The sequence below is a fragment of the Paenibacillus sp. UNC496MF genome, assembly GCF_900113915.1.
GTDB lineage: Bacteria > Bacillota > Bacilli > Paenibacillales > Paenibacillaceae > Paenibacillus_Z > Paenibacillus_Z artemisiicola.
The window spans coordinates 145856-158729 of sequence record NZ_FORE01000016.1; the positions used below are offsets into that span (position 1 = coordinate 145856).

Below are 12874 nucleotides of genomic sequence, written 5' to 3' on the forward strand. Positions count from 1 at the left end.
CTCCCTTCTATCTGGAATAATTGATCTTTACTGCGTGCAGACAAGGGTTTACGCCATTGTAAGGGATCAGTTTCGTTCTGACCCACAGCCGCACAGCAGACTGGCCGGACCATTCGGTGTTACGGATGGGTGTCAGCATGCCGTCATCCATTTCTTTCAAGATGTCGTATTCCAGAACTCGTCCTTCAAGATCATGATCCAGATCAATTCCGAATGCCGTGCGATTCAAGAAGACGTGCTCGACGGATTCAATATTGTACAGGCCATCCATCTCGAAAGGTGTCAGGATGATACCACCTCCCGGCTCGAATAATGAGAGGAAGACGCCGATCTCTTGTGCGCCCAAGATGAAGACCTTCTTCCCATTTATATCAAGGGGATTCTTCTGGACGAGCGTGACCCGAATCTTCTGCACCGGCACGCTGCTGAATACCCAGCGCTTGCGCGGCGAATATTCGTAGCTGCTGATGGCAGCCAGATCCTGCTGAAGGAAGCCGTCAATCTGCTGCCAGGCATTCTGGTACTGGATCTCGACATTCTTGATTTGTACGCCCCGCTCCGGATGCGGATGGATCGTAATCTCATTGATGTTCAAGTTGTTCACGAGATGGCTCGGAAGCGTAAGCTCAATGATGACGTCCTCTTGATCCGGGCAGTCGGCGAAGTTGTAAGTGACCGTCCGCTGCCAGTAAGATTCATTATCCCCGTTGAAGCAGTTCAGCAGGTTGTTGTCTACTACCGTGCCCTTTGTGTTGGTCCGGCCGACCTTCAATTCAAGCTCACTTGGAATGACGACTTCGCCCGTCTTCTCGTTGACCGTATGCGTCTTCGGGATGAGGTGAATCAGCGGAACCAGCGCGCAGCGGTTCTGCATGTCGATATCGCATCGCAGCGATGTGTCGCCGTTCTCTTGGGAGATATTCGGATAGGCTGCCGTCATGTCATGGATGAAGCCGGTCTTAAAGAAGATCGGATCATACGGCGCAGAAGCCTCCATGTTCAGCAGCTTCGTTTCGAGGTCGCCCATTCGGCGCTCGAGCATCATGATGTAGTTGCCGAGCGCCGTGTTCTCCGCGAGCACGATCTGATGCGCCTCCGTGAGACTCTGGAGATTTTGGTTACTCTGTCGATACAGCTCCACCATCTCCAAGTATTTGTCGTCTTCATTCTGGTTGTAGGCTTGGGAAGAAGTGGGGCCGCGAAAGCGGGCCCCTCCTCCTTTACTGGTAGGCATTCTCATAGCGACCATATCTCCTTTCCATCTCTCCGAGACGTTCATCCATCATCTGCATGCGAGATTTCAGATCAAAGATCCCTGACATCTTCTGTTCTTCCACGCTGAGGGTGACTGTATAAGAAACCAACATTATTCCGTTTTGTAATGCATTACGTTCGATTATGAGGTAACCGTCAGAAATATGGAACTGGCCGTCGGCTACTCTTTCTCCATTTAATTGTATCACAAGGCCTGTATACTGGCTTTCCGGGGTGCCGGGGTTCAGCGGATATGCAGTCTGATCTACAAAAGCTGAGAAGGTTTTTGTTTGAGCAATCGTAATATTTTCTGCAGGAGCTTCGTTTTCCCCGCGAAACCACGATTCTATTAACGATTGCTGCAACTCCGTAAAGCTGCCGATGTCCACGTATTGCTGGCGGATGTCATAGATTTGCTCCTGATGATCACTGAGCACCTTCTCCGATTCCCGCTGACCACGGTAGCGACTGTTGCGCTTCATCGTGTTCGGCAGCTTTGTTGCGTTCTCAGCCGGGTTATAGATTTCGAGCGGGTACTCCGGTTTCTGCTGCGCGAACCACTTCAGCTCGTAGAAGCGAGTTAGGCTCTGCCCTTGGTCATCCTGAACGACGCACTTGATGACAATCGTGTACTTGTTCGTGTCCTTGAAGTCTTGAATGAGCGCCTGCAGGGTATAGTCGGCGCCGGGCCCGCGCGTCAGCGTGTTGCTGTGCGTCGTCGTCCCGTCCTGGAACTTGAAGCTCTCCCGGCCGACATCGATCGAGAAGCTTTCCGTCGTCCACGTCGACTCCCCACTATTTCGAAACCGAAGCTTAATGTTGTCCTTGTTCACCGCGTAATCGTTTAGCGTCACAGATGGATTGACTTCAATCTGCTGTGTGCCAAGGTCCAGGAGCAAGGCCTGATCGATTTCCTTCTTCGGTGCCTCAACAACCGTGATGACAATGGAGTCGTAGGCTTCCTGAGCATCTTCGTTGCGAGCGCCGAATTTGATCTCATACGTGCCGATTCGGTTGAAGGAGAGGATTGCCGTGCTCTCGTTCTGCGATTGCACGTCCACACCGTAGGGGAAGGTCCACGCGCGCGCGGTGATGATGCCGACCGTCGTCACGCTGGCATGGAGCTGCAAGCTGCTGCCTTTGAGCAGCTGTTGGCTGTCCTCGACGATATCGACGCTGATCGGATATAAGTCGCGGACGTTCACGATGGCCGTATCCTGTCCAGTCTGGTTGTCGCTGTTCAGCGCCTGCAGGTTCACCGTGTACGTGCCTGGTTGCGGGAACTCATAGACGGCCTGGGTCATGCCGGCTGACTGCTGCACCGCGGCGCTGTCTGCTGACCAGCCGTAGGAAACGATCCCGGCTTCCGTCGTGATCTCGCCGTGCAGCGTGGCCGTGTCACCCTTCTTGATGTTCAACGTGCTCTCGATGATGTTCACCGTAATGGGATGTATGACTGGCGGATCCGGCGGCGCGGTAGGCGCAGTGTAATCCTCGATGCGGTATTCGGCATAGTCTGTCGCGTCCGCATAGCCAATGTACGGCTTCGCATAGTGCGAGTCTGCCTTGGCCTGCGCATACGTCTTTCCGTCCACCCAGCTGCCGATCGCGACCGTTAGATTGGATGCGTTCGGGCCGGTGCGCGTGACGTCTTTCACCCAGGACTTCGCGCCGTTATCATAGACGTAGGCAATCGCTAGAATGCCTCCGAACTTAGAGCCGGGGCTCGATGGCGGAGGTGCGAAGTTGACAAAGCGCAGCGTAAGATTGTCTGCACTTTTAATCTGCGGGATGATCGTCGAGCCATCCCCGGCGACGATCCCGGTGCTTCCTTGAATATCGGTGAAGTCTACTTCCACCGGGAAATTGTTGGCATCATCTAAATAAATAAGAGCTTTCTGTATGCTCGCCATGCCTTGCCACCTCATCCCCCAACGAGCTGCAGGGCTGTGATCTTCGGCGTCAGATACGGCGTATCTTCGCTCCGATTGAACACGGCCTGAAGCACGATTTGATTGTTCGCCGCGTCTTCAGTGTCCACCTCATAGGAGAGCTGGAAGATGCAGTTCTGCGGCTTGTAGTTTAAGACGACCTGACTTTCGCTGATGCTGAAGTAGTCGTGATTGTTCGGCGAGATATTGTGGTACAGAGAGTGCGTGTCCACGTAAGTCATGGGCGCCAGATCCGCGCGAACCTTTGTCTCCTTCATGAAGTTGAACTTGCCCAGGTAGGTTTCGTTCGGCAGCTCGCTCTGCGTGAAGTCACGGCGCAGCTGCATGTCGCCCCAGTGATACAAGATCTGAATTTCATTCCAGCCGACCTTCAGCGTCATCGTGACTTCTTCATTGGTCGGCACCATGCGCTCGCTGTTGACATAAACGGCAAATGCGCCGAGTCGTTTTCGGGTATCGGCTACAGTCTGAATCACCGCCAAGCTGAGCGGCTCGACGCGGTTCTCCTCGGAATAGATGCAGGCTGTGAACCGGTAGAAGTTGTCGTTTGGTCCGCCGTTACTACGGCGCAGACTCAGCGTGTTACCGATCGGCAGGTAGTCTGTGATGACCTGATCCGGCCGGTTTGTCAGCTGCTCCTGCCAGGTGCTGTTCAGCGGGACCGTGCCGTCGAATTTTACATACGTCCGCTCGCGGCGCCACTGGTTGATCCCGCGGAGCAGCAGTGGATTGTGGATCGCATCGAAGCTCTCAGGCAGCGTGCCGTCTCCGGAATCATTCGCCAGCTTGAAGACTTGCATGCCGTTGATGATCTGGCCGGTCGCCTCGCTCTTGTTGAACTCCACGTACTTCACGCCCCGCATATTGAACTCCACAACCTTGGCGTACTTCGGCGCGCTATCGTCCTGGGAGCTGATCGGATACCAGACAAGCTCGCTGAAATCCTGCCTATCCTGCATGAGGGCCACGGCGTAATCGATCGAGGTATTGTACGGAATGTCGTGGCTCGCCTTGAGGCTGACCATATTCAGATTCTGCGTCTCGAACACGAATGGATTCGTGATGAGGGTGCCAGATCCCAGGTAACTCTTGCAGTATGCCGAGATGTTCTTGGCCCCGAAGTAATAGTTATAGACGCCAGCTGAATTATCGTCATGCTCTTTCTTCTCATAGACGAATTTGATGGCCCTTACAGTCATCTTCGGAAAACTCCAGACGTCCGAATCTACCACTGTTTTTTGGTTGTTCTTTCCTGGGAGCGGGCTGAATGTCGTGCCGTCCGTAGACGTCTCCACCTGAATCAGAACCGGCTTGCCGTGATGCGCCACATACTCGATCTCGGTCAGCTCTGTGTCGGTCGCCAGCTTCACGACGAGCTCGCCGCGAACCGTGCCCGGGCCGCTGGTCTTCAGTACCTGCCACCACGCCGAATTGATATCATCGTCAAAGGCATTGTTCGTGGACTCCAGTGCGGCCGACTTCACGTTCGGCGTTAATGGGTTGAATTTCGCCTGCGAGCCGACAAGCAGGATCTTCTCGGTGTCGCGCTTATTCTCGCTAAGCGTGATCGCTTGGTTTATAACATCCACAAAGACCGAGCTTCTTGTTTTATCGACGCGGCTCATATCCGTGAACTGCTCCATCAGCACTTCGCCGCCGGCGCTGTTTACGAGCAGCAGCTGGTCGATTTTCTTGGCAATAGCCATCAGGTCATGATAGATTTTGCTGCGCTCCGTATCGGCAAATTGAAAGTCGCTCATGACTTTCGTGGTCTGCTCGATCGTTGCTTGATAGGCATCGCTGATATCATCATGAATCAAACGGACGTTCTCATTGTAGCTGTCGGCATCCGACTTCGATTTACGCAGCACGTGCAGCGGCGTAAAGGAGGGGGCTCCGGGAACATGTTCCCGAAGCCATTGGCTAAAATGATACGTAATAGTTTGAAGCGTCGGATATCGGCCATGCACCAGATAATAGCGAACGATGCGCTCCATCGTTCTGCCGATTTGACTTTGCCGAATGCCCACGGTCGTCACCTCTTAAACTGGAGTCAAAGAACCACGTTGTTCTTTCCTTATTGTAATGTCTGACAATGTGGTTTGACCAGGATTTTTCAAATTAATATCGCAGATGATCATATACTGCTGCGTCCAGGTTGCCTTATCCAAGGCAATCGTTTTTAGCAACGCACCATTCGCCGCATTGATAATCTCAACCTGCGGATCTTTGTCCAGATCATCGATCTGCGCCATGGCGTACCGGTCCACGACGAGCGTAAGCTTGCGACCGACGAAACCGTCAATCGTGATGATCTCGACCTCATTGTCCCAGGCGGTCGCCGCGGTATGGCTCGTATAGTCGAAGTTCAAGTAAACGGCATCCGCGCCCTCCTGATAGACGTGATATGTCGCGCCACTGATTGTGACCGTTGGCGAGTTGTAGGCGACATGCTTGGTTACGTCTTTGTCGATAAAGGCATGAAGGTCGAGATCGCAAGCGCCGCTGGCCCGGTAACCCCAGCGCAACCGGAACAGCATGTCATAACTGTTCTTAATCGTGCCTTCATCCGGGCTTCCCCCATCGGTCGGAGGCGGCGAGCAGTCGATGACATTGATGGCGATCGTAATCGACTTGGTTGTGCCGTCCGGACTGGTCGCCGTAATGACCAGATCGCCGGAGTTGAGCTCGCCGGCATCGTGAGAAATTTCGCCTGAGATGCTGGCGAGCTGCGAGCCGTAGTCACCGAGGATATCCACGTACTGGCCGCCGGTCGCGTCCACCAGTGGCTTCAACTGATCCATGACCGACGCATTCGTGGATGCTGTTGGACCGATCACGGAAATCTTGATGCCGCGGCCTTGGCATGCGCTTGCGACCTCAGCAACCGTATAGGCGCCACCATCGCTTGTGGTATGCACGTGGGCGTCGGTTAGCATGATGATGTACTTGGCCGCATTGCTACGGAAGTCGAAGCTGAGCGCCCCGTTCGTGCCGTCCATAATCCCTTCGAGTCCGGACTCCGGTTCATCGCCGCCACCACCCACGAGAATGTATTGAAGCTGCGTCTTGAACAGATCCTTGTTCGTCGTATAATCATTCTTGAAGAGCCGCTCCCCGTAGGTCACATCGCCGAACTGAACCAGGCCGAGGCGGTAATCTACGCCATCATTGGCAAGCCGTGTGATGAACGCATCCAGGTTATTGGCCACGTTTGTGATGTAGCTCGACATGGATCCGGTATAGTCCACAAGGAAGATGATGTCGGCTTTGCCACCAATCGTTGCTCCGCCATCAGTGCCGAATGCAGTCGCCGGGATCGTGAACGCGAAATCCTTATGCGTCCCGCTCCCCGTTCCCGCATACACCTCCTCGCCGCGGTACGTGGCATTGACCGTCGAAACGCTTGGGTAGATGTCCGCATAGCCGGCAATATTTAGCGGCTCGTTGTTGCACTGTGTGAGCGAGGTTGGGTCCGCCGATGGAGCCGTCACATGCAGCTCGGGAACCGGGTTCACACCCGTTTCGGGATCGGAGTTATGCGAGCTGTCGATAGGACACACCTGCGACGTGAAGACATCGTAATGCTTGCTGACCACGAAGTCCCCACTTTTGCCGATGCATGGTGCATTGGCATAGTTGCCAGTGACCACCTCGGAAATCCATGGCAGATCGCCGATGGCTTTCGGACCACCTTTCATCCACTCCGTATTCTTCGCGCCGGCCGATTTAAAGTTGAGGTTGGTCGCCCATGCCGTCTGCACGACATCGTAGAAGTCTTTGAACATGACGCCGATTCCCGTCACCTGCAGGTTTGTCTGTCCGGTGCCATTCTTCACCATGACGGATACGCCTTTGAAATAATCCGACCAGCCCACGACCACATCAATCGGGCCAGCCTTGGACTGCACCGTGATTTGCTCCGTCACAAGCCAGGACAGCGGCACGATGACTGTCTCCAGATCATTCGTGATGTCGCTATAATACTGGAACGCCACCTTATCCAGCAGCAAGCAGTTGCGAACCGGATTTTTGGTTGGATCATACGGCTCGACCGGTGGCTGCGTCGGATCATTCGGTGTCGTCTGGCCCTCATCCGGATTCAGGAGCTGCTTATTGATTGGACACTGGTTGATGTTCCAATTGCCGCCGAATGAGAAGTTCACGTAATCGTTAAGCGATCCAATGCTCGGGCTTGCCGAGTAATCGCCATTGTTTATGATCGGCTTCGTCCAGTTGTCCGTCGTCTTGGTCGAACCATCGCCAAGCATCAGATCGGCGTTCTTTACCCCGTCCGTCTGCTTAATGATGCTCGCAGCCCATGTTGTCTTGCTCAGGTTCTTCTCGTCCAGATAATTGATGGCGATGGAGCTGAGCTGGAATCCATAGCCGGTTGTGTTCGTTCCTGCCTTAAACCAGGCGATGATGCCGTTGCTTGATCCCCAGCCGAAGGTCACCTTCGCGCCGTTGCCATTGTCGATTTCATACGGCAGCCAGTCGGATGGAATGTCGAGGGGGATGATCGCTTGCTGCGTCGCATCGAAATACTCGATGTGTAGCGAGTCGAACAGCAGGCAGTTACGGGCATTCGGTTCTTCATCGGCCGGCAGCTTAGTCGAGATCACGAAGCTGTCCGAAGCTTGGCGGCCTTGATCATCGAAACCTTTTACCTCGACAGCAATCGTGTCACCCGCTTCATAGCCATCGGTCGGCAAACTGAAGCGGAAGGACTTCTCATAGCCCACCGCGGATGTAACCGTTGGCAGACTATAGTCGGTATGGTCCACTTCGGTTCCGTTGACGAACACGACCGCTTTCGTAATCGGATAGGCGCTATCAACTACGCCGAGGACCACGATATCCTCACCCTTGGGTACGCTAGTTGGCTTCGGGCTGATCGTAACTTTGATCGGTTTGTCGCCTGGGTGTGGGTCGGTCGGGTCCGTTGGATCATTAGGATCATTAGGATCATTAGGATCATTCGGGTCATTAGGGTCATTAGGGTCACTCGGATCATTCGGATCATTAGGGTCATTGGGGTCATTGGGGTCATTCGGGTCATTCGGGTCATTCGGGTCTGTGCCCCCTCCTCCATTGCCCGGGTCGTTCCCGTCGCCGCTTCCCGGGTTGGAGCCCCCGCCCCCGGTATCATCTCCATTTGGATCAGGCGGCGTTGGCGGGAAGTACGGGATATCCGTATCTCCGCCGCCCGTGTCCCCGTCGTCTTGATTATCCGCCGCGCGCCGTGTCGATGCTTCCATGTCGACTTCATCACCAGCGACATGTGCTTTAATGTTAAAGCTTTTCAGTATAGGGGTTGAAAACTGGTTCATGCACTTTCCTCCTCTGGCCGTTGAAACAAGATTCGGATCCGCAGGCTGTACACCGGATACTCGGATTCCAGATATCCGTCGCTGGCGGTTGCCTGGCTGGACTTTGATACTTGCTGTACCGTGTAAATCTTCGGCGGCGCCGGCTCCCCACCGCTTACAAAGGGCTGACGCTCCAGCGGTGTGATCGGATGCCATGTCGAGCCATCATCGATCGACACAAAGTATTTGATCCACTTGTACTTCTGGGATGGATCGTCGGCATAGAACGGCGCCGGAATATCCTCATCCACGGAGAGCGTGATCTTCTCGAGCGGCTTGTCGAAGTAGTATGGCTCGGATACAATTTCGGCGGATTGCTCGTATTCGCAGGACCAAATCTCAATGTCCCGCACGCCGATGCAGTAACGCCAACCTTCAAAGCGTTCGACGCCTACATCGATATTTTCGTTATTGATCGTGCGGGTTAGATTGTAGATGACGTCATCCATGGCGATTTGATCTTGATCGCTGCCGCGGAGCGGGTAGTTTGCATCCACCGATGCATCGCTAATCTTGACGTTGACGCCGAGATCCTGCAGTCCGATGACCGGTCCATTGATCCGCGGCTGCTCGGCGGCGTCCGTCTTCTTCGTGAGCGAGTCAAACACATAAGCTGTGCCGTCCTCGACCTGCATCTTCTGCTCGTAGTAGATGTGCCCGATGTCGGTGTAATACTTCGCCGGCTGCTCGAACAGGATCGAGATGACCTTGGCATTCTGCGGCGTGAAGATGAATGTGGTGTCCTCGTCCTTCTTGCTGGCGCTTAGTACCGACTTCGGTGCGTTCTGGCCGTCTGAGATCAACACGTCGCGAATGATCGCCGGCTTGGCGCCGTAGTTCGGCGGGGTGTACAGGTTCACGTTGACCTTATTGATCTGCTTGGCTTCCGGAAGCACGACCTGCATATGCAGCCGCAGTACGCCGTCCGCTGGGTCCTTGGCCCAAGAGAGTGTCTGGTTGCCGCTCACTTGATAGTCGAAGCCGAGGTTCTTAGCCACTTTCTGCTTATCAATATCTCGGATATTCACGAGCTCGTATTCAAACCAGGTGTTCGCGTTGCCGTCGAGCACCGCGCCATAATTGGCATGGCTGTTCTTCTGGCCAACGAACGCATACGTGTAATCGGCTTCTGTCAGTGAACTGCCCGGCGATACCGTTACCTCGTGGGTGTTACCGGGGAAGCCATTGGAGTCGGAGCCGATGATGAACTGGTCATAAGTTTTGTTCCCGATGACAATCGCTACCTGCGCATCTTCGGCCACGTTCGTCGCGCTTTTTTGCTGGAGTGTGACAGCACCGTTCTCGATGTGCGCCGGCGAGCCAACAATTCGGTCGAAATCGATCTTGTCCTGATTAACAAAATCGTTTCGATGAAACGTGATGCGGCCGTTGCTGGCCGCATTGGTTGTCAGCAGTTCCAGATCCTTCAGCTTGTCGGCGATCTGCGTGAACTGATTGTCGAGGATGGAATGCTGCACCTGATTGTAGTTGAAGTCGGCATACAGTGCCTTGCTCAAGATGTCCGCTTCCTGGAACATGATCTGCAGATCGCTCTGCAGCTCGTCCATCATGTTGTTGTAGTCGTCGCTCCATGGCGGCCCGTCAATCGGAGCCAGCCGGAGCTGCATCAATGGCTGCCCCATGCTGACGAAGAAATCTTGGAAGGATTGGAATACGCTCTTAATCAGCGAAGTGTCCGTCTTAATTGAGCCGTTCTCGAAGGCGGTCTTCGCTTTGTCGAACTGAGCCACCGCTTGCTGATATAGGAGCTGGGAGTTGTTTTTGAGATTAGCCATTGCGAACCTCCTGATCGTAGGTTTGACAGCGAAGCGAATAGCTGAAGACAGCCGGGGTCACACTTTCGTATCCAGCGCTGTTACGGCGCAGGATCGCCTTTAGGCGGACGTCCGTGGTCAGGTAATAATAATCGACCGTGATGTTCTTCAGTTCGTCCCCGAATGCTGCTATCGGGAAGATGATCTGATTGCCGATCTGCGCAAAGACATGTCCTTCATTTTCGATCTGCAGTCGGCTGGTATCGTAAGTACCGCTTGAGTAATCGGTGATGTTCTTGTACTCCACCCCGTTTACCCGGACGATAACCGGGTAGTACAGGTCTTCGGCCTGCAGCTGCGTATCGTCTTGGTTGTACCGCTCCAGCGTATCGTCATAAGCGAATAGCTGATTGCGGAAGACGAAGGGCACATGCTTGATCGTGACGGTGTTGTTGTCATCCACCGCAGCGAACGTTTCCCCTGTCTCACCCTGGTCATTGATATATTGCATCGGCTGGATTTCCGTCTCGTCGATGCTGACGATGTATGCATCTTCGACCGGCTTATAATCCACCGTGTAAATACTGGAGGCCGAATAATATTGGCTGATGATGCCGAGCTTCTTCCCATCAGTCGAGATGACATACTGCGCGCGCGGCACCGGTATGCCGTCGCGTCGGAGGACTACCGTGTCGGCTGAGATGATCGGGAAGCGGAAGCTAAATTGGATGGTGCCCAACATCTCCGGATAGCTCTCGGTCACGCTGCTGCCAAAGAGGAGTTCGCCTTCGACGTAATCCTTGTTAGCCGGCAGGATCGGCTTCCATGCGCCCACGTCCGGATTCTTCTTGTAGGCGATGTAATATTCTATGTCTGTTATGCGGACCGCATCGCCATTATCCATCGTTACATTGTGGTGCTTCTCGTCCGTCATGAGACTCAGCATCTTCATGTTCCCGTTTATCGGTAACGGCTTCGATACGTAGATCGAACGCTGCTGGAACTTGCGGCCAGTCAAGCTGATGTTATAGAATCCGTACAAGTAGGACAGCTTCGACACCGCCGTCCATTGCTGGCTTAGGTTATCCGGGATCTGCTGCGGCTGCCCGGTCGCCGAGATGGACCGCAGCGCGAGCTGCATCGGGTTCTTATAGTTGCCCGTCCGGACGACATCCATGGCTGCCTTCGCCGCATCCACGACGCTGTTTGCCGCATTGCCAGCCGTGGCCGCCCAGTTCTTGAGCGCCGATAGATACCGGTTCCAGCCTGTGAGCTCGTTTTTCTTGTCGAACTCCGCGATGGATTCGCCCGGGCTTACTTTATCGGCGATGGCATCGGTGCCGAGTGTCAGCAGTTGATTGTCGTTGACGATCTTCTGCCACAGCTCCGCTTGGTTGGCTTCATCTATGCTGACGATGTAATTTTCTTTGACGTAATTCTCCTGCCGCATCAAGACGCGAAGCATGGAGATGTCCACCGAAGGGAACTGAAAGCTGATCAGACCAACTGACTTCTTGCTGCGCTGCGACGGATTATCGTGATCCGGCGTGATAAGGGCGTACATCTTCGCATCCTTGTCGGCCGACTCGTAACCATGCACGGCGACGATCTCGAGCGGGTATGCGCAGTACGGATCGAACTGGATTTCGGATACCGTGGTCAGGCCGCTCAGCTTGATCTCGATCTCCGTCATCGCGCCGTCCTTCGGATAATCCGTATAGTCGTGCGTCCAGATATCGCTGATGTCATGTGTGATCGGCTCATCAGAGAGAACGACTTCAGCCCAGTAGCTTTCAAGCGAGCCGTCGATCGCATAATCCACCGGATGCTCTGGGTTGGTTGCCATGTCACCGGTGCGGTTGACGACGCGGATGTCAGCCAGCTTGCGGCCGTAGGGGTTCTTCAACTGATCGATCGTTTCATAGCTGGCCAACTGTAGCCGGTCGGCGACGATTTCGCCCTGGTACTTATCGGCGAGGTATTGACCGTAGCGATCTTTGCGAAGCAGTGCGAGCGCTTCACTGTCCGTCTCCGTATACTGCTGGGCCTGGAACTGCTCATGAACGCCTTCGACGAAGCCGTCCGTGTTCTGCATGATGAGCTTGTAGCGTTCCACCTGGCTGTCGAGCATTTGCACTTTCTTCTTCAACTCGGCCAGCATCGAGCGGGACAACTGATGATTGTCCGTGATAATCTGATCGATCTGCCCGGACGCGGAGAAAAGCGTCATAAGGTCGAATGCAATCTCATCGAGACTGCTGTTATAGTCGGCGGAATTAGTCTTGCCGGTTTGGTGACGAGCTTTGAATGTCGGCACGCCCTTGTATTGATTGAGCTGGGCCATGAGCCGGTCAAGCTCGGCCTTGAGCTCGTAGTCGCTTTTTATGAGCCCTTCTTGTTGTTTGATCTCCAGCAGCTCCATCAATTTTTTTCGCTGCGTATCAGGCATGGTTAAAAGAAAGTCATCAAGGTACTTCCCCACCTGCTTCACCTCCTATGTATAAAGGACAGCCTTTCGGCT

Annotated in this window: 6 protein-coding genes; all 6 read right to left on the minus strand. The window is 54.2% G+C overall.

What is annotated here, in order from left to right; genetic code table 11:
- Positions 1 to 7: 7 nt before the first annotated feature.
- The 6 genes from BMZ79_RS27070 to BMZ79_RS27095 are packed head-to-tail and all read right to left on the minus strand — an operon-like array spanning position 8 to position 12835.
- Entirely contained in the window at positions 8 to 1240 is a 1233-nt protein-coding gene (locus BMZ79_RS27070) for a hypothetical protein (protein WP_090646488.1), read from the minus strand.
- Positions 1221 to 3167 (minus strand): PKD domain-containing protein, encoded by a 1947-nt coding sequence (locus tag BMZ79_RS27075; RefSeq protein WP_090646491.1) that lies wholly within the window; start codon positions 3165 to 3167, stop codon positions 1221 to 1223. The genes BMZ79_RS27070 and BMZ79_RS27075 overlap by 20 nt, the downstream gene beginning before the upstream one ends.
- A gap of 11 nt (positions 3168 to 3178) precedes the next feature.
- Entirely contained in the window at positions 3179 to 5236 is a 2058-nt protein-coding gene (locus BMZ79_RS27080) for a discoidin/SUN/FTP domain-containing protein (RefSeq protein WP_090646581.1), read from the minus strand.
- A gap of 12 nt (positions 5237 to 5248) precedes the next feature.
- Positions 5249 to 8539 carry a vWA domain-containing protein gene (locus BMZ79_RS27085; protein WP_090646494.1) on the minus strand — a complete coding sequence of 1097 codons (3291 nt, stop codon included), beginning with the start codon at positions 8537 to 8539 and terminating at the stop codon, positions 5249 to 5251.
- Positions 8536 to 10374, minus strand: coding sequence for a hypothetical protein (locus BMZ79_RS27090; protein WP_090646496.1), 1839 nt, complete (start codon positions 10372 to 10374; stop codon positions 8536 to 8538). Before BMZ79_RS27090 ends, BMZ79_RS27085 begins: the two co-directional genes overlap by 4 nt.
- Positions 10367 to 12835, minus strand: coding sequence for a hypothetical protein (locus BMZ79_RS27095; protein ID WP_090646498.1), 2469 nt, complete (start codon positions 12833 to 12835; stop codon positions 10367 to 10369). Before BMZ79_RS27095 ends, BMZ79_RS27090 begins: the two co-directional genes overlap by 8 nt.
- Positions 12836 to 12874 lie beyond the last annotated feature (39 nt).

Excerpts from the sequence above, each read along its gene's own strand:
- BMZ79_RS27070 (WP_090646488.1), bottom strand. The coding sequence starts at position 1,240 with ATGAGAATGCCTACCAGTAAAGGAGGAGGGGCCCGCTTTCGCGGCCCC.
- BMZ79_RS27075 (WP_090646491.1), bottom strand. The coding sequence starts at position 3,167 with ATGGCGAGCATACAGAAAGCTCTTATTTATTTAGATGATGCCAACAAT.
- BMZ79_RS27085 (WP_090646494.1), bottom strand. The coding sequence starts at position 8,539 with ATGAACCAGTTTTCAACCCCTATACTGAAAAGCTTTAACATTAAAGCA.
- BMZ79_RS27090 (WP_090646496.1), bottom strand. The coding sequence starts at position 10,374 with ATGGCTAATCTCAAAAACAACTCCCAGCTCCTATATCAGCAAGCGGTG.